The 21,400-nt window shown below is 62.7% G+C and carries 23 protein-coding genes and 1 pseudogene; 10 read left to right on the top strand and 14 right to left on the bottom strand.

Annotation, left to right across the window (positions count from 1 at the left end):
- Positions 1-3 precede the first annotated feature (3 nt).
- Genes trbL through DMO26_RS07820 form a run of 5 tightly spaced genes read left to right on the top strand, consistent with a single transcriptional unit; the run spans position 4 to position 4,498 of the window.
- Complete coding sequence (gene trbL, locus DMO26_RS07800) at positions 4-1,362, top strand: P-type conjugative transfer protein TrbL (protein WP_117191444.1); 1,359 nt, start codon at positions 4-6, stop codon at positions 1,360-1,362.
- Complete coding sequence (gene trbF, locus DMO26_RS07805) at positions 1,362-2,045, top strand: conjugal transfer protein TrbF (RefSeq protein ID WP_117191445.1); 684 nt, start codon at positions 1,362-1,364, stop codon at positions 2,043-2,045. The genes trbL and trbF overlap by 1 nt, the downstream gene beginning before the upstream one ends.
- Positions 2,042-3,070 (top strand): P-type conjugative transfer protein TrbG, encoded by a 1,029-nt coding sequence (trbG, locus tag DMO26_RS07810; protein WP_117191446.1) that lies wholly within the window; start codon positions 2,042-2,044, stop codon positions 3,068-3,070. Before trbF ends, trbG begins: the two co-directional genes overlap by 4 nt.
- Positions 3,067-4,275, top strand: a complete 1,209-nt coding sequence (locus DMO26_RS07815) for a TrbI/VirB10 family protein (protein WP_117191447.1) — start codon at positions 3,067-3,069, stop codon at positions 4,273-4,275. Before trbG ends, DMO26_RS07815 begins: the two co-directional genes overlap by 4 nt.
- Before the next feature lies 1 nt (position 4,276).
- Positions 4,277-4,498, top strand: coding sequence for a DUF2274 domain-containing protein (locus tag DMO26_RS07820; RefSeq protein WP_117191448.1), 222 nt, complete (start codon positions 4,277-4,279; stop codon positions 4,496-4,498).
- On the opposite strand, the gene DMO26_RS07825 is transcribed toward DMO26_RS07820, so the two are convergent.
- From DMO26_RS07825 to DMO26_RS07865, 9 genes are all read right to left on the bottom strand, one after another.
- Positions 4,449-5,444 carry a LysR family transcriptional regulator gene (locus DMO26_RS07825; protein WP_117191449.1) on the bottom strand — a complete coding sequence of 332 codons (996 nt, stop codon included), beginning with the start codon at positions 5,442-5,444 and terminating at the stop codon, positions 4,449-4,451. The two genes, DMO26_RS07820 and DMO26_RS07825, sit on opposite strands and share 50 nt — an antisense overlap.
- 150 nt (positions 5,445-5,594) lie before the next feature.
- Positions 5,595-6,410: an NAD-dependent epimerase/dehydratase family protein gene (locus DMO26_RS07830; RefSeq protein ID WP_117191450.1), complete on the bottom strand. Its 816-nt coding sequence runs from the start codon at positions 6,408-6,410 to the stop codon at positions 5,595-5,597.
- 3 nt (positions 6,411-6,413) lie between these two features.
- Complete coding sequence (locus DMO26_RS07835; RefSeq protein ID WP_117191451.1) at positions 6,414-6,785, bottom strand: MarR family winged helix-turn-helix transcriptional regulator; 372 nt, start codon at positions 6,783-6,785, stop codon at positions 6,414-6,416.
- Between the two features lie 196 nt (positions 6,786-6,981).
- The gene (locus DMO26_RS07840; RefSeq protein WP_205421185.1) at positions 6,982-7,989 is read right to left on the bottom strand and encodes an alpha/beta fold hydrolase; all 1,008 of its coding nucleotides are present in this window, start codon (positions 7,987-7,989) and stop codon (positions 6,982-6,984) included.
- A gap of 84 nt (positions 7,990-8,073) precedes the next feature.
- The gene (locus tag DMO26_RS07845) at positions 8,074-9,171 is read right to left on the bottom strand and encodes an alkene reductase (RefSeq protein WP_117191452.1); all 1,098 of its coding nucleotides are present in this window, start codon (positions 9,169-9,171) and stop codon (positions 8,074-8,076) included.
- A 160-nt stretch (positions 9,172-9,331) separates the two neighbouring features.
- On the bottom strand, positions 9,332-10,291 hold the full coding sequence (locus DMO26_RS07850) for a nuclear transport factor 2 family protein (RefSeq protein WP_117191453.1): 960 nt from the start codon (positions 10,289-10,291) through the stop codon (positions 9,332-9,334).
- 27 nt (positions 10,292-10,318) lie between these two features.
- Positions 10,319-11,341, bottom strand: a complete 1,023-nt coding sequence (locus tag DMO26_RS07855; RefSeq protein WP_117191454.1) for an alcohol dehydrogenase catalytic domain-containing protein — start codon at positions 11,339-11,341, stop codon at positions 10,319-10,321.
- Positions 11,342-11,343: 2 nt separating this feature from the next.
- Positions 11,344-11,991 carry an NADPH-dependent F420 reductase gene (locus DMO26_RS07860; RefSeq protein ID WP_117191455.1) on the bottom strand — a complete coding sequence of 216 codons (648 nt, stop codon included), beginning with the start codon at positions 11,989-11,991 and terminating at the stop codon, positions 11,344-11,346.
- 70 nt (positions 11,992-12,061) lie between these two features.
- Entirely contained in the window at positions 12,062-12,475 is a 414-nt protein-coding gene (locus tag DMO26_RS07865) for a nuclear transport factor 2 family protein (protein WP_117191456.1), read from the bottom strand.
- Between the two features lie 105 nt (positions 12,476-12,580).
- On the opposite strand from DMO26_RS07865, the gene DMO26_RS07870 reads away from it, so the two are divergent.
- Complete coding sequence (locus tag DMO26_RS07870) at positions 12,581-13,504, top strand: LysR substrate-binding domain-containing protein (protein WP_117191457.1); 924 nt, start codon at positions 12,581-12,583, stop codon at positions 13,502-13,504.
- 291 nt (positions 13,505-13,795) lie between these two features.
- A complete protein-coding gene (locus tag DMO26_RS07875; RefSeq protein WP_226951220.1) occupies positions 13,796-13,981 on the top strand; it encodes a hypothetical protein in 186 nt (61 codons plus the stop codon).
- Between the two features lie 11 nt (positions 13,982-13,992).
- Here the strand turns inward: DMO26_RS07875 and DMO26_RS07880 are convergent, their stop codons facing one another.
- Entirely contained in the window at positions 13,993-14,262 is a 270-nt protein-coding gene (locus tag DMO26_RS07880) for a type IV toxin-antitoxin system AbiEi family antitoxin domain-containing protein (protein ID WP_117191458.1), read from the bottom strand.
- Between the two features lie 387 nt (positions 14,263-14,649).
- Here DMO26_RS07880 and DMO26_RS07885 point away from each other — a divergent pair, with 387 nt between their 5' ends.
- On the top strand, positions 14,650-14,880 hold the full coding sequence (locus DMO26_RS07885) for a helix-turn-helix transcriptional regulator (RefSeq protein WP_117191459.1): 231 nt from the start codon (positions 14,650-14,652) through the stop codon (positions 14,878-14,880).
- 106 nt (positions 14,881-14,986) lie between these two features.
- A pseudogene (locus DMO26_RS07890) lies at positions 14,987-15,148 on the top strand (JAB domain-containing protein); the annotation flags it as partial.
- 10 nt (positions 15,149-15,158) lie between these two features.
- Here the strand turns inward: DMO26_RS07890 and DMO26_RS07895 are convergent.
- Positions 15,159-16,052, bottom strand: coding sequence for an SDR family oxidoreductase (locus DMO26_RS07895; protein WP_117191460.1), 894 nt, complete (start codon positions 16,050-16,052; stop codon positions 15,159-15,161).
- A gap of 100 nt (positions 16,053-16,152) precedes the next feature.
- Between DMO26_RS07895 and DMO26_RS07900 the strand changes: the two genes are divergently transcribed.
- Positions 16,153-16,992 (top strand): helix-turn-helix transcriptional regulator, encoded by an 840-nt coding sequence (locus tag DMO26_RS07900; RefSeq protein WP_117191461.1) that lies wholly within the window; start codon positions 16,153-16,155, stop codon positions 16,990-16,992.
- 15 nt (positions 16,993-17,007) lie between these two features.
- Here the strand turns inward: DMO26_RS07900 and DMO26_RS07905 are convergent, their stop codons facing one another.
- The 3 genes from DMO26_RS07905 to DMO26_RS07915 are packed head-to-tail and all read right to left on the bottom strand — an operon-like array spanning position 17,008 to position 21,382.
- On the bottom strand, positions 17,008-18,819 hold the full coding sequence (locus tag DMO26_RS07905; protein ID WP_117191462.1) for an ABC transporter ATP-binding protein: 1,812 nt from the start codon (positions 18,817-18,819) through the stop codon (positions 17,008-17,010).
- 14 nt (positions 18,820-18,833) lie between these two features.
- Positions 18,834-19,595, bottom strand: coding sequence for a DUF1028 domain-containing protein (locus DMO26_RS07910; protein WP_117191463.1), 762 nt, complete (start codon positions 19,593-19,595; stop codon positions 18,834-18,836).
- 2 nt (positions 19,596-19,597) lie between these two features.
- Positions 19,598-21,382 (bottom strand): gamma-glutamyltransferase family protein, encoded by a 1,785-nt coding sequence (locus DMO26_RS07915; RefSeq protein WP_117191464.1) that lies wholly within the window; start codon positions 21,380-21,382, stop codon positions 19,598-19,600.
- Between the last annotated feature and the right edge of the window lie 18 nt (positions 21,383-21,400).

Here is a 21,400-nt window from a genome sequence, read left to right on the forward strand (position 1 = left end):
ATCATGGGCGGCACCGGCGTCATCGACCATTTCCTGGAGGTCTTCACCCGCTACATCGATAGCGGCTTCGGCCTCCTCGGCGGCGAAGTGGCCTTCATCGCCACCACGCTGATCGTGATCGACGTGACGCTCGCCGCGCTATTCTGGAGCTGGGGCGCCGACGACGACATCATGGCGCGGCTGGTCAAGAAGACGCTCTTCGTCGGCGTGTTCGCGTACCTGATCGGCAACTGGAACAACCTCGCGCGGATCATCTTCGAGAGCTTCGCCGGGCTCGGGCTGAAGGCGTCCGGCACGGGCTTCACCATCGCCGACATGATGCGTCCCGGCCGCGTCGCGCAGACGGGCCTCGATGCCGGCCGGCCGCTGCTCGATTCCATATCCGATCTCATGGGTTACTGGAGTTTCTTCGAAAACTTCATCCAGATCGCGGTGATGCTGCTCGCCTGGGCGCTGGTGCTGCTCGCCTTCTTCATCCTCGCCATCCAGCTTTTTGTCACCCTGATCGAATTCAAGCTGACGACGCTCGCCGGCTTCGTGCTCATCCCCTTCGGCCTCTTCGGCAAGAGCGCCTTCATGGCCGAGCGGGTGCTCGGCAACGTCATCTCCTCCGGCATCAAGGTGCTGGTCCTCGGCGTCATCATCGGCATCGGATCGAGCCTCTTCTCCGAATTCACCGCCGGCTTCGGCGGCGTAACGCCGACGATCGACGAAGCGATGGCGATCGTGCTCGCGGCGCTGACTTTGCTCGGCCTGGGCATCTTCGGTCCGGGCATCGCCAACGGCCTCGTGTCCGGCGGTCCACAGCTCGGCGCCGGCGCCGCGGTCGGCACAGGGCTTGCCGCAGGCGGCATGGTCGCGGCCGGAGCCGCCACGGTCGGCGCCGTCGCCTCCGGCGGCGCGGCATTGGCAGGCGGCGCAGCCGCCGCTGCCCGTGGCGGTGCGACACTGGCGGGCGGCGCATCCACCGCATACAGCCTTGGCGCCGCAGGGCAGACGGGCGCCATGGGCGTGGCCAGCGGCTTGGGCGGGGTTGCCCGGGCCGCTGGTTCCGCCGCCACATCGCCGCTCCGCCGCGCCGCCGAGCGCGCGTCGTCGAGCATGCGTTCCAGCTTCGCCGATGGAGCCCGATCCGCCTTCGAGGCGACCGGGGGCTCCTCGACCATGGGTACTGTCGGCGAAGCCGCCAACGACGCCGCACCGAGCCCTGCCGGCGGCGGCGAGCAACCGCCCGCCTGGGCCCGCCGCATGAAGCGCTCGCAGCAAATGAGCCACGCCGTCTCGACCACCATCCATGCGGTGCGCAGCGGCGACAGCCACGGCGGCGGCTCCTCCATCAATCTCTCCGAAGGTGACCGCTGATGTTTCGACGACCCTCGACGCACTATGGAAAAGCTCCCGAACCCGAAACACCGTACCAGCGCGCTGCCCAGGTATGGGACGACCGCATTGGCTCGGCGCGCGTCCAAGCCCGTAACTGGCGCTACATGGCGTTCGGCTCGCTCTTCCTATCGGCGGGTTTTGCGGCGGCGCTGGTCTGGCAATCGGCGCGCGGCACCGTCGTCCCCTGGGTCGTCCAGACCGACCGGCTCGGCCAGGCGCAGGCGATTGCCCCAGCCACGGCCGACTATCAGCCGACCGATCCGCAGATCGCCTTCCACCTCGCGCGCTTCATCGAGCAGGTCCGCTCGATACCCGCCGACGCGATCATCGTGCGCCAGAACTGGCTGCGCGCCTACGACTTCACGACGGACCGGGGTGCGGCGGCGCTGAATGACTATGCGCGCTCGAATGATCCCTTCACCAAGGTTGGACGCCAGCAGATCGCCGTTGACGTCTCGAGCGTGATCCGCGCGTCTCCCGACAGCTTCCGCGTCGCATGGACCGAGCGCCGCTACGAGAACGGGCAGCTCGCCGAAACGACCCGATGGACGGCGATCCTCACCATCGTCGTCCAGATTCCGCGCAACGCCGACCGGCTGCGCGCCAATCCGCTGGGAATCTACGTCAACGCAATCTCATGGTCACGGGAGCTGGAGCAATGACGATGCCGATTTTCCGTAGAGCCGGAGAACCGGCTTACCACGTTCATACCTTAGCGGCCTTGTTGTTTGCCGCCACGACGCTCGCAGGCTGCGCGACGACGCAGAAGCCGCCCGAGATCAGTTACGACGACGCGCCTCCCGCCGTGCAGACCGTCGATCCGCCCGCGCCGGTCCAGGTGGTCGAACTGCCGAGGCCGCTGCCGCTGCCCGGCCAGATGAAACCGGTGGAGGAATCTCGGCGGGCGCCCGAGCCGGCCGATCCCACGGCGCGGGTCAACGAGGCCAATGCCGCCGCCCGCATCCAGCCGGTGCGCGACGGCTTCATCAACTCCATGCAGGTCTATCCCTTCACGCAGGGGGCGCTCTACCAAGTCTACACTGCCGTCGGGCAGATCACCGACATCGCGCTCCAGCCGGGCGAGCAGCTCGTCGGCTCAGGGCCGGTAGCTGCCGGCGACACGGTGCGCTGGATCATCGGCGACACGCAGAGCGGCTCCGGCGCCGCTAGCCAAGTCCACATCCTGGTGAAGCCTACCCGGGCCGACCTGATGACGAACTTGGTCATCAACACCAACTTGCGCACCTACCACATGGAGCTGCGTTCGACCGAGCGCACATATATGGCTTCGGTCTCCTGGCAGTATCCGCAGGACCAGCTAATCGCGCTCCGGCGTCAAAACGCAGAGGCGCAGGCGGCCCAGCCGGTCGCGACCGGCGTCGATCTCTCGCGCATCAACTTCCGCTACGACGTCTACGGCGACCGCGTACCCTGGCGTCCTTTGCGCGCCTATGACGACGGCCGCCAGGTCTTCATCGAGTTCCCGAGAGGCATCGGCCAAGGCGAGATGCCGCCGCTGTTCGTTGTCGGCGCAGAGGGCAACACCTCCGAGCTTGTCAACTACCGAATTCGCAAGAACTACATGATCGTCGACCGGCTGTTCGCGGCCGCTGAGCTCCGCCTCGGCTCGGGCGACACTCAGAAACGGGTCCGGATCACCCGCACAGACGGGAGGCCCGCGTCGTGAGCGATGACCGGAACGAAGAAGAGGAAGCCGGCGCGCCGCTAACGGGGTCGGCGCCGGAGGCCACAGCGCCGATGCGGCTGCGCGCGGAGGCTCCGCGCGTCACGCGGCTGTCGCGCAAGATGCTGGCCGGGCTCGGCCTGGTAGCAAGCCTCGGCCTCAGCGGTGCGTTGGTCTATGCGCTTCAAACCGGAAATGGCGGCCGGCCCCGGGAGGAGCTCTATTCCACCGACAACCGCTCGACCGCGGACGGACTTCAGGGCCTGCCGCGGGACTATACCGGCGTGCCCCAGCTCGGCCCGCCGCTGCCCGGTGATCTCGGTCGGCCGATCGTCAGCGCTCAGGACCGGGGTCAGCCTGTGCCGTCCCCCGGCGTGTCGCCGCCACAGCCCGGGCTCAGCGCCGAGGAGCAACGCCGCCTTCAGGAAATCGAGACGGCGCGCACCAGTCGCCTCTTTGCTGCCCCGGAAGCACGCACATCGGCGTCGGCCACCGCGAATACACCGGCCTTGCCGCAACCGGACCTCACGAGCCTTGGCCTCGCCCCGCCGCCGACGACACCCACAGCGCAGGAGAGGCAACGGGCCTTCCTCGACGCGCCCGCCGACCGCCGCACGGTTGCGGCCGATCGCGTCGTTGCTCCGGCGTCACCGAACATCCTTCAGGCCGGTGCGGTCATCTCGGCCGCGCTGATCACCGGCATCCGGTCTGATCTACCGGGTCAGATCACGGCCCAGGTCACCGAGAACATCTACGACAGCCCAACCGGCCGCATCCTGCTGGTTCCGCAGGGCACGCGCGTCATCGGCCAATACGACAACAACGTCGGGTTCGGTCAAAGCCGCGTGCTCCTGGTGTGGAGCCGGCTGATCTTCCCCAACGGCCGCAGCATCGTGCTCGAGCGGCAGCCGGGCGCAGACGCCGAAGGATATGCCGGGGTGCAGGACGGGGTCGATTATCACTGGTGGGATCTCGCTAAGGCGGCCGGCCTCTCGACGCTGCTCAGCGTCGGCGCCGAAGTCGCCACGAATGATGACGACCGGCTGATCCAGGCGCTCCGAAACGGCGGACAGGATGCGATCAACGATGCCGGCCAGCAGATTATCCGACGTCAGCTCACCGTCGCCCCGACACTGACGATTCGACCGGGTTTCCCCGTCCGCGTGATCGTCACGCGAGATCTGATCCTCGAACCCTACGGAGCATGATATGACCAAGCTCAAGCTCGGCGCCATCACCGACGATAAGCCGGTCAGAGTAACCGTCGATCTGCCGGCGCCGTTGCATCGGGATCTGGTCGCCTACGCCGAGGTCCTGGCTCGGGAGACGGGGCAACCGATCAGCGATCCTGCGAAACTCATCGCCCCTATGATCCAGCGCTTCATCGCCACGGATCGCGGTTTTGCGAAGGCGCGCCGTCAATCCGCCTGACGTCCCCATTTTGCACACTGGCCCGGCCGCTTAAGTCTCGGCGCTTTGCCTTTCTGCGCCTCTCAACGCTCATGTCGACCAAGAATTTTAGCGCTGGATTCTGATTTGTCGCAGACCAGACGGCGCTGAACGAGAACGTGTCCTGGCTGCCGGCAATCGGAACGAAGCGAACTCCGGGATAGGCGATGCCGACGATCGAGTTCGTAGCCAGCGTGATACCGAAACCTTGCGCGACTATGTTCAGCAGATTCTCGCACCCTATGTGCTGAACGGAAATCTTTGGGCGTCGTCCGGAGCCAGACAGATGCCGCATTAGATAGTTTTCCACCTCAGATTTCGTTGCGTCCGCCTTCACGAGGAACGTCTCGTGGCTCACATCTTCCCACCGGACCTTATCGAAGGATGCGGTCGGGTGGGACGCGGGAACCGCGAGATAGATCGTCTCATCCCACAGCCTTTCGGCTCGGCACCCCGGGAGTTGTGCATCTCCAGGCATGAAGGCGACGTCCAGCCGACCATTGAGTAAAGCGCTGGCATTTATCTGAGAAGTCGCATCCTCGAAAATCACGTCGATAGCTGGGAAGCGGCGATGATACGCCGCTAGCAACTCTGCCAGAAAGCCGCCCGCAAGGCAGGCCATCAGACCGATCCGAAGTAGTCCTATGGAGCCGCGTCTGGCCTGTGCGATCGTATCTACAGCCTGGCTAAGATGCTTCGCGCCAACCGCTGCTTCTCTAAGGAACCGTTCTCCAGCCTCTGTCGCTCGAACTCCCGAACTATTCCGGTCAAACAGAGCAACACCTACACGCCGTTCCAGTATCTGGATGCGACGGCTCACGGTCGACTGTGATACCGAGAGAACGTCTGCAGTGCGCCGAAAACTACCATGCTCAGCCGCGAGAATGGCATATCGCAGATAGCGCAAATCGAAAGCGATATCTGGCACCCTCGCCTCCTACCGCGGAACACTGATTTGCAGCGGCACTTCTGATCGTCACAATCCGATTGAGCTGATCTTCCGAGCAGAGGGACGCCCGCGCAGCTCTCAAGACGAGTTCTGTACCGCGGTGTCGTGGCCCATACCGCGCTCGGCGGATCACATCAGCTTGTCCTGAACCGCCTGGTAAACCGTCCTTACGCTGGGTTGAAAGCCGAGGCTGCGTGCAAGGGAGGCGTCCACATGAAGATGCCAAGGGTTTTCCAGCGGTTCTGCGGAGGACTCCAGTGTTTCGCCGACCAACGCCGCGAGCTCATAGATTGAGCTGGGCGCCTCATCAGAAATATTGACGATACGTCCGTCGAACACACCGTCCAGAGCCAGTTTGACGGCCGTAGCGATGTCGCGATGATGGATCGTGCTGATCCGCTTCGCGGTGTGCCACTTGCCGGCGATCGCGTGCTTAGGGAGCTCTTCCAGATGGCCATCCTGATCGCCGTAAACGAAGGGAAACCTAAGGACTGCCCAGTTGAGACCGCTCTCCCGCAAGGCCTTTTCGGCCGCGACCTTACTTGCGGGATAGGCGTGCTTGGGATCGACCGCATCGTCCTCGCGCCCGGGATGAGCGCTGTCTGGGACGTATACGTTGCTAGTGCTCGCGAGGATGAAGCGCGCCTGGGGCGCTTGATCCTTCACCGCCCCGATGAGAATTTGCGTCCCCTCCAAATTGCTCTTCCAGATCAGATCGGTGTCCTGGGTACGGAAAACCGCAGCGAGATGGATGATGTCTGTAACGCCCTCAACCGCCTGCCCAAGCGTCGAACAATCGAAAAGGTCGCCCTCGACCACTGTCACGCCGGCGGGAACGTCTTTTCCTCCGCGCACAAGGGCGCGACAATCCACGCCCGCCTCCACGAGACGAGGCAGGAGGCGGGCCCCTACCAGTCCGGTTACGCCAGTTACCAAGACTGCCATACGTCACTTCCTTTCTGTGAGCTTCTCGAGCCGCTCGGTAGCGGTCTTGAGAACCTCGACCGCTGCGGCGACGGCGGCGTCGTCCATGCCGTCGAACGCGATGCTGTGAATGACTGCCAGATCGGGCAGCTCGTCCCAGAGCTTGATGCCCGCCGCACTCAGCCGGAGCAGCTTTTGCCGCTGATCGACACTGTCCGGCACCTGCTCCACGAGCCCCTTGCGGACGAGCACGCCGATGATCGCGCTTAACGTCGCTCGCTCGACCTTGAGGATTCTCACCAGGTCGCGCTGCATGATCGGCCCGTCATGTGCCAGATGGTAGAGCACGTACCACTGCGTGGCGCCGAGATCGTAGGGGCGGAGCATCGCCTCCATCGCCGCGCGACCGGCTAGGTAGCACCTCTTCGCCCAGGCACCGACAGACCCGTGATGGATTTCGTTCGATTTGTAAGTCACCTGACATTAATGTCAGGTGCCATACAAACAGTCAAGGAGGTTGAGGAAATCTATAGGCGAAGCATCCCGGCTTCCATTGATTCACTGCGGCCGCTCGAAGAACGGCCGCAAATTCCTATTTCTTCTCAACCGATTGAAGGAAGCTTGTGAGGAGCCTCGTCACTTCCGCTGGCGCTTCCTCGGCAATATAATGACCGCTCTCTGGCAGATGCTGGAGTTGCGGATCTTTAAAACGATCCTTCATGAAATCCGCGAGAAGTCCATATCCGAGGCCTCCGATGCCGAGCGATGGAACGGTCGAGACGGGATAGCTCAATTGATCGTCCAAATCCTGGGGAAACGCCTGATACCAGCTGTTTCCTCCCCGGATCCCGTCCTTGGTATCGTAGGCAGCAGCGTATACCGCCCGATCGCGTGGGCTGAGTGCATCCTGCTTGAACAGGATCGAGTCCCAGAACCAGTTCTGATAGATATGGGCACGCCCCTCGATCAACTCCTCGGGCATGTCATGCACCTGGTTGAAGGCAAACCACCACAGAAAGAAATCTTGCTTGAAATCTCCAGTGAGTGGCCGCGCGGGAACGAGCCGCATGTCACGCGTGCTCTGAGGTTGTGCCGAAACATCCAGGAATGTTACCGATGTCGTCGCGTCGGGGTAGTTTGCGGCGTAGGCATAGGCAACCTGAGACCCGATGTCGTGGCCGACGATATGCGCTGTTTCATAGCCGAGGACTTTAACAAGCTCCCGGATGTCTTTCGCCATGTTCTTCTTGTCATAGCCCCCCTTTGGCTTGTCACTTGAGCCCATGCCGCGAATATCCACGGCAATGACGCGATGGGTTTTAGCGATTTCCGGCATGATCTTCCGATATGCCCACCAGGTTTGCGGCCATCCCGGCAACATGAAGACAGGCGTGCCTTCGCCGCCCTCGACGTAGTGGATGCGGATGCCGTTGACCTCGGCAAAGCTGCTTTTGAACCCTTGGAGTTCTCCCACCAGGACCTCGTCCGAAACGTCAATGCCCTGATAGGGATTTCCCTTGTCGGTGACCTGCGCGGCAAGTGTCGCCGGAACCATGAAAGCAATGAAAATGCTCACGGCCAAGACTTTGTAAGTTCTCATCTTCCCAATCCTTTGCTCTGGTTATGACGATTATCATCCGATCGTTTGCATCTCGGCTTGGAATGCGGCGCGGCTGTTTCCTGCTCAGGTCGCCCTGGGATAGTCGGCATAGCCACTGGCGCCACCGGAGTACCAAGTGTCCCGCGGCGGGACTGGTGCGAGCGCAACGCCGGCCTTGTACCTCTCAACGAGATCCGGGTTGGAAAGGTAAGGTGCGCCGAACGCCACCAGATCTGCCACGCCCGACCGGACCAATGCTTCGGCCGAGTTCTTGTTCAACCCGCCATTGGCGATGATGGTCCCGTCGTAGAAATTCCGAAAATACTGCACCGTGCCTTCGTTCAGAACTTCGACCGGCGTCCCCGTGAGATCCGCCGGGATATGCTGAAACTGGACATAGGCGACCTTCACTTCGGAAATCCGCGCCACGAGGTATTCGTAGGTTGGAAGCGTCTGCGGGGTCGGCCGCAGGTCACCCATCGTTGCAGCTGGGCTCAACTTCAGACCGATACGCGATGCCGTCCATTCGGATGCCATCGCCTCGATGACTTCCAAGGCAAACCGCGTACGGTTTTCGATACTGCCGCCGTAACGATCTTCGCGAAGATTGGTGATGTCATTCAGAAATTGTGGGATGAGGAAGCCGACCGTGCCGTGCAATTCGACACCGTCGAAACCGGCATCCCGCGCCAGCCTTACCGATCTGGCATAATCACCTATGGTCCGCTCGATGTCCGAGAGCGTCATGGCCGCGGGTACTGGCGAGGTCTTGAAGCCACTGGGCGTAAACACTGGCTGGTTCACGCTGACGGCAGATGGAGCAAGCGGCAGAGCCCCGCCAAGCAGATCGGGGTGCGAGACCGCGCCACAATGACCAAGTTGTACGAAGATACGGCCACCGGCCTCATGCACGGCGTCGGTCACGCGCTTCCACCCCTCGGCCTGTTCCTCGGTGAAGAGGCCCGGCACGTTGATGGCCCCGATCGCCTCGCGGCTGGGCCAGGTGCCTTCAGTCACGATCAGACCGGCCGAGGCCCGTTGGCGGTAATATTCCGCCTGAAGCTCCGTCGGAATCAGGCCCGGATTGTCTGTCCTCGCGCGCGACATCGAGGCCATCACGACGCGGTTGGACAATTTGATTTCGCCGAGGGTGAACGGCTGGAACCCGATATCTGTGTACATATGGTGCTCCTCCTTCAGACAATAGTGCTGCTCCTGAGGGACTGCGGCGCTTGACAGTCGGCCTCACCCCGCATCCTCTTCCATCGGTGATTTCGGCGGGTTCGAAGGCGCTGACGCGCATCATCGCACCGGGTCCGGCGGCTCGCTTTGCTTGATGGCCTTACGGAACGGTGGCTTCCTGCGACGCGTCGTGGATTCCGGACGTCTCGGCAGGCTGAAGACTCCGGGGGATATCGCCCTGTCTGACTGCCGGGGCTCCGCCCGCTGCTCCAAATGCCTGAGTGATCAGCAAAGTGTCTTCGTAGAGTTGTAGATGTTTGATCTTGCCGTCTTGCACCTTCACGTGAAGAGCGACCGGAGTCTCGAACGAACTCCCGCTCCGCTCGATTACGTGCGAAAACGTGCCGGTGATGACGACATTGTTGCCGTCCGAGATGATCTCGGAGATGTTCGCCGTGCTTTTCCCTTCGACATAGTATGGCCACATCACAGCGAAGAATTCCGGTGCCTGGCTGCCTCGGGTGCGTCGCCCGGTCCAGGGCAGGTCGCTCGATCCGGGCACGAACCAGTCGATCTCGTCTGCGAACAGATCCTTCATGCCCTCCAGATCCTTGTCGCCGATGCACTGCAACAGCCGGGTGGCGACGCTCTTCGCGTCGTCGGGAGCGGTACTTTCCACCGGCTCCACCAGAAGCCGTTCAAGCCGCACGCTGGCGAAACGCCAGCGTCCCGAAACCCTCTTGTAGGTTTCGTGGTAAATCCCCCATCCTTGGAGAATTTTGAGCGGGCTGCCAGCAGGGAACACAAGTCGATCGGAAATCGTCCAAGTTCCTTGCGCCGTGTCCGCGTCGAGGAATTCGATCTCCGGTGCATGAACCTGATGCACGGAGACCAGCGGCCCCATCAACTGCCGTAGGCCCTCGATGAAGGCGTGAGCCGAGCTGAACTTCTGCGTGTCGTCGGCGCCACCGGGGGCACCGGCAATCTCAATCGCGGCGTCGGTCACAAAGTCCGCTTCGAGCTCCTCCCATTTCTTCTGATCAATCAGCCTGCAGTAGCGGGCCTTGAGTTGCTTGATATCCTCCATGTCATTGAGCTGCTCACTGGTTCTGCTGGACATGACTGTTCCTTTCGATGCGTGAAGTTTTCAGAATTTCAGGAGGACGTTGCCGCTTTTCTTCGGCGCTGCGACAGCGGTAATGGCCGCCCCAAGATCGAACAGATCGAACACCCGGAAGCCGTCGAAGACCTGAGGCTCCGTGCGGGCGATGTCGATCGCGGTCGCGATGTCCTGCGCCTGTTCCTCCGGCCGGGTATCTGCTTGCCAGGTGCCGATGGTTGCCCCGCGCAGAGTGAGTCCCTTCGGCAGGAACATCGTCAGATCCGCTGGTCCTCCGTCCAGGAGGCCGAACGACACCATGGTGCCCTGGGTGTTCAGCAGCCGCCCTATCTCGGCCACCATCGGGCCGCCCACGCCGTCGATCACGAGGCGAAGGTCACCCTCGGCAGCGCGGCGGACCTCCTCCTGCCACCCTGTCGACGCCGTATGAATAATGTCGCCGCCCGGCAGAATCTCCGCCAGCCGGGTTGCGCTTTCCAGGGAGCGGACGAGACGGATGAGGTGTAAGCTATCGCGGAGCGCAAGCACGGCGATAACCTTGCCGACGGCCGAGGCTGCCGCGGTCAGAACAATATTGTCGGGGCGAGCGCCAAGGCTGCTGAGCCCAATTCGCAGGACGTGCCGTGCCGTGATGGTGTTGACGAGCAGTTGTGCCGCGACGTCGTCGGAGATGTCGTCCGGCAGTGCCACCAGCGCGGCCGCCGGCAAATCTACCAGGCTTTGCCATGCGCCTGGCGCCAGGAACGCAACACGCGTTCCGATCGCGATGCCCGAACCATCGAGCGCTCCGGGCGCTGCTTCTTCGATGATACCGACGGCCTCGGAGCCGGGCACACGGCCTTCCGGTATCTCCGCGCGCGTCTGCAAATATTTTGCGGCGATAAGTTGAAGATCACCTGGATGGATGATGCTGCGCGTGACGCGAACACGGACCTGGCCGGCCTTCAGAGGCGAAAGATGAACAGCGTCCTCGACCCGAAGCACATCCTGTGCATCGCCGAACCTGTAGTGGACGATGCGCCGTGCCGGCTTTTGCGATGACGTGCCCATATTCAACCCTCCGGTCGTTCAACAGACAATGGAAAAGCGCGAGGCGCGGGCCAGGGAAGGAAGAAGTCATGACCCGCAATAGGCCCACCGACCGCCTGAATGCGGCCGCCAACCTTTAGGCTCCCGAGATCGATCGGCGCGAAGCCGAAGCTCTCGAACAGGTCGGCCACGGTGCTCTTGGCATCATGGTCGTCTCCCGAGACAAGTACTGCCCGGCGGAACCGGCCGTCCCTTGCCTCAGCCGCGAAATTGCCCATGAACAGCGTGTTCATCGCCTTAACCACGCGAGCGCCGGGCGCCAACGCCGCGACATGCTCGCTGGAGCTGCCATCATGAAAGTCGACGAGTCCCTGCGTGGGTGTGCCGTCTCTCAACGCATTCGTCGCATCGATCAAAACCTGACCGCGCCAAGCGGGCAATCCATGCAAGGCAGCCTCCACCTTTGGCCACGGCACGGCCAGCAGCACGATCGGCTTTTCAGCAGCAATTGCGGCCGGTGCTGCGGAAGCTCCAGAGCCAAGGCGACCGATGACGCCTGCCAGTTTTTCAGGTGCTCCGCTATTGCTGAGAACGACCTGGTGGCCAGCGCCAATAGCCTTCTTCGAGAAGGCCTGCGCGACAGTTCCTGCACCGATAATCCCGATTTCCATTCTTTCCTCCTGTCGAGGTGGGCGTACCAGGGTGTCCGAGACGGATCGCCTCGCCCGTTCGGCCTCGGCGTCAGCGAAGGCCGAGTTGCTCCATCACAACGGTGCCCGAGGGGTAGCAGTTGAACGACTCGATCTTGCCGTCTCGAAGCCGGAAGACATCGCAGCAAGGCGCGTCGATACGTTTGCCCGTCGGTTCGACCGTTCCGGATGGCAGGGCGAGCGGACCCTTGTGGGTGCCGCGCAGCGCGAGTTCCACGATGATCGTGTCGCCAACCTCGAAGAGGCGAAACAGTTCGCGATGCATATCGGGGAAAGCCCTGGCATAGACGTCGACCGTCTTCGCAACGTCGCGACCCCGGTAGGTCACGGCGATGGACTGGTCGGTCAACGTACCGTCCGGCGTGAAGCAGTCGATGAAGGCCTCGAGGTCCTGACGTTCGGCGGTCTCATAGGCCGCGCGAACAATCTTCTCGTTCTCAGTCATGTGCTGAACTCCTGAGTTGCTCTTCAGGCAAGATAGGGTTGCAACAGACTGGTGTTCAGAGGCTATGTTGCAACGGATCTTTGCCTGAAATAGAATAATGGCATCATGCGCCCAGTCACTGACCTCAATGACCTCTACTATTTTGCCCGGGTCGTGGACGCTGGCTCGTATACGGCTGCAGCAAGGTCACTCGGTCTTCAGACGTCGAAGCTCAGCCGACGGGTTGCCCGGCTGGAGGAAGAATTGGGCGTGCGCCTGATCAATCGCACGACCCGCCATTTATCGCTCACCGAGGCTGGCCAGACCTTCCACCGACACTGCGTGGCACTGCTCGAGGAAGCGCAGGCGGCAAGGGATGCGATCGATCACATTCTCGCCAGGCCGCAGGGACTGGTGAGAATGTCTTGCCCGATCGGCTTGCTGCAAGGCGGTCTCGGCACCTTACTGGGTCGATTCCTGCGCGATTATCCTGAGGTTCGCATCGCGCTGGACGCGACCAACCGGCGCGTAGACGTCATCGAGGAGGGTCTCGACCTCGCAATCCGCGTGAGATTACCGCCGATGGAGGATTCCGAATTGGCGATGCGCCAGTTCGGTATTTCCGAGATGGTCCTGGTCGCCACGCCCGACCTCATTCGCGCCTATGGCGAGCCTGTCGCTATTGAGGACATGGCGAACATGCCAACGATTTCGATGGCAGCGCGGGATGGCAAAACCACTTGGCGGTTGACCCACCTGTCCGGCAAAAAATCAGAAGTCGCGATCGTGCCACGGCTTGCGACGGATGATCTTCTCACCTTGAAAGGCGCCGCGCTCGACGGCCTTGGCGCCGCGCTGATTCCAGAGCACCTAATCGCCAAGGAAGTTGAGGCGGGCATGCTGGCCCGGCTGCTGCCCGAATGGAAAACGCCCGGCGGCATCGTCCATGCGGTATTCCCATCAAGACGTGGCATGATACCGGCCGTCCGCGCACTCCTCGATTTCCTGGTGGCTGGCTTCGCCTTGCCAGAAATACGGAAAACGTCATGAAGCGACCCGAAGGGAGTCGCAGCTCCCCCAGTTTCCACGGCCCATACAGAAGCTTTCCGGATAACCGAAGTGTCGGTCATAGCCTTCAGCTACGCGGGTTACGTGTCCCGCAGACGGGAATGGGACATGCGAGCTGACGCTCACGTTCCGGATTGCGAGAAGGCAGCGAAACCACCATGCCGGACGCTCAAGGATAGCACGCGCCGCCACGTCCGGAGTCGCGAGGTTAGGTCCGCGCGGGAGTCCAGCATCGTCCGATATTAGGTTACCGAATTGGAGAGCGACCCCGACATGATCCGACGACCGGCGCAAAGACTCTCCGCGCGAGGGGCCGACGCCGATCGCATCAGAACCAAGATCGGCGAGGCTCTCGATGGCAAAGGCGGCATCGTCGCCACGCTTTTGCGATCGCCACTGATTGGGGCAGAGCTCGACCTGACACGCGACCGCGAACTTCCGCGCGACATCGACCTGTAGGTCGAGCCAGATCACGCAGCTTCGCGATCCGCGGCGCGATAGAATCCATAGCCCACCTTCACCAGGAGGCCCTCCTCGCACATCCACGCAAGGTAGTGTCTTGGGATACCGATGGCGGTGAAATCGCGGGTCTTCACCGTGGCTCTTTCGCGAGCAAGCGCGTATGCCTTCTCTCGTAGCGAGGGCTTCGGACCGCCGGCCTGGCGAATGCGCTCCTCACGGTCCCGATCGCGTTTTCTGCGGGTCGCAAGCTGTGGCGAACGTTCGACGGCAATCGGCAGTTCATAGTTCTGGGTTTCGTCGGTCCCGGGGAGCCGAACCGGATTCGAACCTTCGCACGGTGCAGCGACAGAATTAGAGTTTGTACCTTACCGGGCCCCGCCCTTGGGCCTGCTGCAGAGATCTGACCGCTACCCCTTCCCTCAACGTCGCGGTGTTCGACGAACGCCGTGCATCCAAACCCTCCTATGTACCGCCTATGGTATCCGTTTCTTCGACATCCGACGTGGCCATCTTTCGCGGCGGTAAATTACGCAGCATGTATCTCCCTGCGGATGCGTGAGGCACCGGGCAGCGAACAAACCAGGGCGCGCCTCGTCCGAGCATCGCAACGATCAGAACAACTAAACGGCGACTCGGCCTGGGTCGTGCTGCGGAAGGAGGCCGGAATGGCAGATAGCAGATTTCTCACACCCGACGAAGTAGCTGAACGCTACCGAGGTGGGGTTTCGGTTGGGACGCTTCGAAATTGGCGCGCGATGCGGCTCGGCCCATCCTTCGTTAAAATTGGAAAGGCTGTCCTCTACCCACTCGATGAACTTGATGCGTGGGATGAAAAGAATAGGGTGCAATGCCGTGCGCCAAAGAGACCTAACGGTCATAAGGGTGATCAGGCGTGATGGTCACAGTCGGACATCATGAACCGACCCCAATCCCCGGCACCTCATTGCAGCCTAGCCGAAAATATTCTCTCTAAATCAACTTCTTAGCGAGACGCCAAGTATGGTGCACAACCATCCGAGCGGCGATCCGACCCCCTCACGCGCCGATATCGACATGACGAAGACGATCGTCGACACCGCGAAGCCGCTCGGCATCACGGTGCACGACCACATCATCATCGGCAAGGACCGGCATGTCAGCCTGAAGGGCCTCAGGCTGATCTGATGCGAACCCTCTAACCTGCGAAATAGGTTTCCCTATCGATATCCGCGAGGAGGCCCGGCCCCTCCGGATTCCATGCCGTGAGTTGACGGGTCCGGTCGTTTGAGGTCGGCGCATCCATGGCTGCGAACCCTGCGAACCAGCCGAAGTGCTCCTTCACGTCCTCGCCGGTTTTGCCGACGACCGGAATGCCCAGGCGGCGTCCGATGACTTCGGCAATCGCCTTGAACGGCACACCCTGTTCATCGATGGCATGGTAGCGAGCGCCCCCAGTGCCCTTTTCAAGCACCAGGCGGTAAAGACGAGCGGCGTCGAGCCGGTGCACTCCCGGCCACCGGTTGAGCCCCTCGCCGATATAGGCGGAGCTACCCTTCTGCCTTGCGAGCGCGATCAGCATCGGAACGAAACCATGATCTCCGTCGCCGTGAACCGAGGGAGCAAGCCGAATGACGGAAACACGAACACCCCGCGCGGCCACGGCATCGGCGGCCGCTTCCGACGCACGGGGATAGCTATCCGAAACCGGCGGCGCCCTATCGTCTTCGGTTGCGGCCCGGCCGGAGGCGAGATGCGCAACGCCTGATGTGACGATCAGTGCACGGTCGGAACCCGACAGCTCCTCGCCCATCACTTCGATGGCGCGGCGGTCGAGTTCGCAGTTTTCCCTGAAGTTGGAAAAGTCGTGGTTGAAGCCGGTATGGATGACGCCGTCGGCGGCCGCCACGCCGCGGCGCAGGCTGTCGACATCCTCCAGGCTGCCGCGATGCACTTCGGCACCGGCGGCGGCAAGCGATGCAGCACCGGCATCGGATCGTGCCAAGCCCAGAACCTGATGTCCCGCCGCGATCAGATCACGAACGACCGCTGAGCCGACGAAACCTGTTGCACCTGTTACAAAGACACGCATATGAAAAGCCTCATTTCATGAATGACGGCTTCAACTACGGTCAGGATTTTCGCGTTAAAAGTCGTGACCTTATACCGGTATCGGGACTAACAGGCAGAACATGGCGCCAGTCCAGGACGACAATCTCTTGGGAAACTATTTGAAGGATCGGCGCGCCAAGCTGGATCCCGCCGCCTTCGGCATTCCGGCGACGCGACGGCGCACGCCCGGCCTCCGGCGCGAGGAAGTGGCGCAGCGCGCCAATGTGAGCGCTACCTGGTACACATGGCTCGAACAGGGCCGTGGTGGTGCGCCTTCCGCCGACGTGCTCGACCGACTCGCCAGGGCGCTGTCGCTGACGCCAGCCGAGCGCGAGCACCTTTTCCTCCTGGCGCAGCACCGGCCGCCGGAGGTGCGCTATCAGGCCTTTGAGCCGGTCACACCGCAGCTTCAACGCGTGCTGCATTCCATGCCGTACAGTCCAGCCGTCCTGCGCACGCCGCTCTGGGACGTGGTTGCCTGGAATGATGCGGCCGCGGTCGTCATGACAGACTATGCGACGCTGCCGCTAGAAGAGCGCAACATCCTGAAGCTGATCTTCTGCAATGCCCGCGTCCGCGGCCATATGGTCAATTGGGAGCGTGACGCGCGGTACGCCGTTGCCGCCTTCCGGGCGGAAACCGCACGCATCGGCGCGCAGGAAGCGGTGCAGGCGATGGTCGAGGATCTCGGCAAGACGAGCCCGGAATTCGCCGCCATCTGGCGCGACTACGATATCCAGAACTACGGCCAGGGCCTCAAGCATTTCCGCCATGAAACTGCAGGCGACCTGATGCTCGAATATTCGTCCTTCACCGTCGACGGCCGCCCGGACCTCGGCATCGTCATCTTCACGCCGATGACGGCGGAAGATGCCGAGCGGATCAGGTTACTGGTGGAGGCGAGACGGGCGCCCGAGTAGGCGCCCTCCTCTATATCAAGCCACCTGCACCAGATGCCCCTGCGAAACCTCCCTATACTCCCGCTTCGGCGGTTCGAAGCCCAGAGGGCGGACGGGGCTTTTCAATTCCTCGTTCGAAATGCCCCGGCGGATGCCGCGGCGGGCCGGGTCGGGAACCGGGACGGCGGCCATCAGCTTCCTGGTATAGGCATGCTGGGGGTTTCCGAAGACCGCCGCACGCGGGCCGATCTCGACGATCTCGCCGAGATACATGACCGCGACGCGATGGCTGACGCGTTCCACGACGGCCATGTCATGACTGATGAACAGGAAGGCGAGATCGAGGCTCTGCTGCAGGTCGAGAAGCAGGTTGCAGACCTGCGCCTTGATCGAGACGTCGAGCGCCGAGACGCTTTCGTCGGCGACGATGACTTTCGGATCGAGAGACAGCGCCCGGGCGATCGCGATACGCTGGCGCTGCCCGCCGGAGAATTCGTGCGGGTAGCGGCTCGCCATGTCGGGCGACAAGCCCACCTTGCGCAGGAGATCCGCGGTTTTGTCCCCGGCCTCCTTTGCGGTGCCGAGCTTGTGCTTGACGAAGGGTTCGGCGATCGCCGCACCGACCGTCATGCGCGGATTGAGCGACGAAAACGGATCCTGGAAGATCATCTGCACCGACTTGCGCATGTTGCGCAATCCGACCGAATCGAGCCTGAGCACGTCGTATCCGTCGAGGGAAACTTCGCCGCCGGTCGGCTCGATCAGCCGCATGATGGAGCGGCCGGTCGTCGACTTGCCGCAACCGGATTCACCGACCAGCGACAATGTTTCGCCCTGGAACAAATCGAACGAGATGTTCTCCACCGCATGCACCGAACCGGTCTGACGCGCAAACAGGCCGGAACGGACCGCAAAGCGGGTGACGAGGTTCTTGACCGCGAGCACCGGCGTCTTGCCCTTGGCGACGGTGTTCGCCACTTCCTGCGGTTCGGCCGTCTCGCCGGTCTTGATGTCAACGACGGCAAAACGGGTCGGCCATTTGCGGTCCTGCATCGAACCAAGCTTCGGCACGGCGGAAAGGAGCGCACGTGTGTAGGGGTGCTGGCCGTAATGGAAAATGTCCCCAGTCGGACCGCTTTCCACCGCCTCGCCGCGATACATGACAATGGTACGGTCGGCGATTTCGGCGACCACTCCCATATCATGGGTGATGAAGAGCACCGACATGCCCTCCTCCTCCTGCAACACCTTGATGAGGTCGAGGATCTGTCCCTGAATGGTGACGTCGAGCGCCGTCGTCGGTTCGTCGGCGATCAGGAGCTTCGGCTTGGAGGCGAGCGCCATGGCGATCATCACCCGCTGGCGCATGCCGCCGGAGAATTGGTGCGGATAATCGTCGAAGCGGGCGCCGGCATTCGGAATGCGCACCTTTTCGAGAAGCCGCACGGTCTCGGCGCGGGCTTCCTGTTTCGAAAGGCCCTTGTGCCGGGTCAGCACCTCGGAAATCTGCCTTCCGATGGTGAAGATCGGGTTCAGCGAGGTCATCGGCTCCTGGAAGATCATCGAGGCGTCGTTGCCGCGCACTCCGCGCATGTCCTTTTCGGAAAGTGCGAGCAGGTCCTTGCCGTTCAGCAGGATCTTGCCTTCGATACGGCTCGAACCGGGAGCCAGGAGCCGCATGATCGACAGCGAGGTGACGGACTTGCCGGAGCCCGATTCGCCAACGATCGCGACGGTCTCGCCGGGTCGGACGTCGAAGGAAACGTTGCGGACAACGCTCTTCCATTCGCCGTCGACCAGGAAGGAGGTCGCGAGGTTCTTGACCGAAAGAACCGGTGTTTCGCTCATAAGGCGTTCCTCGTTCAAGGTTTCCAGGGCGTGGCGAAGGAAGCGGAAGGGCGGCCCTCCGCCTCGCGGGCCGCTTCGAGCGCGGCGATCTTCTCGTCGATGACGCGACGCTCGATCATGCCATGCGGGTTCTCGCGGGTCGGCATCGTCTCGGCGACATGCAGAAAACGCTCCTGCGCCACGGCATAGAGCCTGCGGAGCTCGCCAAGCGGATCGGTGTGGTCGTCGGCATTGATGCGCAGCCAGGGATAATCCTGGTCGCGATAGAGAACCATGGCCGCGGACTGTTTGCCGCGCTTGTCGCCGCCGGCCGCCTCGCCCGCATCCATGGCGTCGAGCAAGCGCTCGGCAAGCGGCGCGCCGGCCGCGATCCGCTCCTTGTAGACGCGCAGCGTCTCGGCGATCACCTGCGGGCCGGCCAGCATGTTGCCGGCGACCGAGACGTTGTCGTCGACCAGATGGCCGGCCCAGTCGACGCAGATCTCGCCGGTATAGGCGGCATTGCGGCCCCTGGCATCGATCAGGTGGAACTGGCGCTGCCGGCGTCCGTCATCGCGGGCGGTCAGCGTGGCGATGATCTCGTCCGGCGATTTGCCGTCTTCGAGCAATTTCAGGCCGTCTGTCCCGTAGAGCGGACTGACGAAGGCCTGGGTAGCGACGGCGCCCACCCTGCCCTTGATATGCGGTACGGCCGCGCCGACCGCGAAGAAGCGGCTGGCGACTGCGATGCCGAAATGACCCGTTTCAGGATCGCGCGCAACAATGGACCATGTCATGCTTATCTCCCTACCGCATAGGCCTGCATCAGGCGCGGCGTCGCAGCCGCACGCATCAATCCGTCCACGTCGCGCCGGGCGGCCGTCAGGCGGCCGACGCTCCACGGGTCGGCGACCGTCACCTTGTGGCCGCGGCGGCTCAGCTCACTGAGCGTATCGGAGCCTATATTGCTTTCCACCATGATCTCGCCCGGCGAACTGGTGCGCGGATAGAACGAGCCGGGGAAATGCGACGTATGGAAGAGCGGCATGTCGATTGCCGCCTGCAGGTTCGGCTTGTGGTGAACGTAGCGCAGGAAGAAGGGCAGCTGCCACTGGTCCTGCTGATCGCCGCCGGGCGTGCCGAAAACGAGCGTCGGCCGGCCCTGATGCAGCGCGAGCGACGGGGTGAGCGTCGTGCGAGGCCGCTTGCCCGGAGCGAGCGACGTCGGCAGGCCGGGTTTCAGCCAGAACATCTGGGCGCGGGAATTCAGCGCGAAACCGAGTCCCGGGATGATCGGGGAGGACTGAAGCCAACCGCCTGACGGCGTGGTCGAGACCATGTTGCCCCAGCGATCGATGACGTCGATATGGACGGTATCCCCGCGCTTTTCGGAGAGGTGCGCCATGGTCGGCTCATAGACCGTACCCTTGCCGCTCATCTCGGCCAGCATCGCCATGGTCATGTCGAGCTGGCGGTCGTAACCCGGCACGCGACCGGGGCGCAGGTCGAGCGAGGCTTCGTTTCCGATCAGCTTGCGGCGCTCGGCGTTGTAACCTTCCGACAGTAGGTATTCGGTCGGGATCTGCGCGAAATCGGGGTCGCCGTAATAGACCTCGCGATCGGCGAAGGCGAGCTTCATGGCCTCGACGACGGTATGGACGAAATCCGGGCCGGCCGGGTCCATGGCGGCGACGTCGAAACCCTTCAGCAGCGCGAGCGACTGCAGGAGAACCGGCCCCTGCCCCCAGGCCGGCGTCTTGGCGACGGTCCAGTCATGGTAGTCGTAGGTCTGCGGTGCCTCGACGGTGGCCTTCCAATTGGCCATGTCGTCCGCCGTCAGCACGCCCTTGTGCCTGGCGCCGCTGGCATCCATCACGGCGGTGGTCGAGACGTATCTGTCGATCGCCTCGGCCACGAAGCCCCGATAGAAGGCGTCGCGAGCTGCCTCGATCTGGTTTTCGCGGCCGCTCTTAGCTTCGGATTCGGCGATGACGCGCCTCCAGGTCTCGGCGAGAACCGGGTTCTTGAAATTGCTTTGCGGCTCGGGTGTGGAACCGCTCGGCAGCCAGGTGGCATGCGAGGTCGGCCATTCCTTCTCGAAGAAGCTTGCGAGCCCCTTGATGGTGGCGGAGACGCGAGCGAGCACCGGATGGCCGTGCTCCGCATAATAGATAGCCGGCTCAAGAACGTTGCGGACGCTCATCGTCCCGTAGTCGCGCAGCATCAGCATCCAACCGTCGAAGGCGCCGGGAATGACGGTCGCGAGCAGGCCGTCGCCGGGGATCAGCTTCAGGCCTTCCGCCGTGTAATGCTCGATGGTGGCGCCGGCCGGCGCCGGTCCCTGGGCGCATATGACCTCGACCTTGTCCTTCTTCTTCGAATAGAAGACGGCCGGCATGTCGCCGCCGGGACCGCAGAGATGCGGCTCGACGATCTGCAGGACGAAGCCGGTGGCGACGGCCGCGTCGAAGGCATTGCCGCCCTTTTCGAGGATCGCCATGCCAACGGCGGATGCAATCCAGTGGGTCGAGGTGACGACGCCGAAGGTGCCGAGGATCTCGGGCCGCGTGGTGAATTCAGTCATTCCTAAAAATCCTTTTCA

The sequence above is a fragment of the Rhizobium terrae genome, assembly GCF_003425685.1.
Classification (GTDB): Bacteria; Pseudomonadota; Alphaproteobacteria; order Rhizobiales; family Rhizobiaceae; genus Neorhizobium; species Neorhizobium terrae.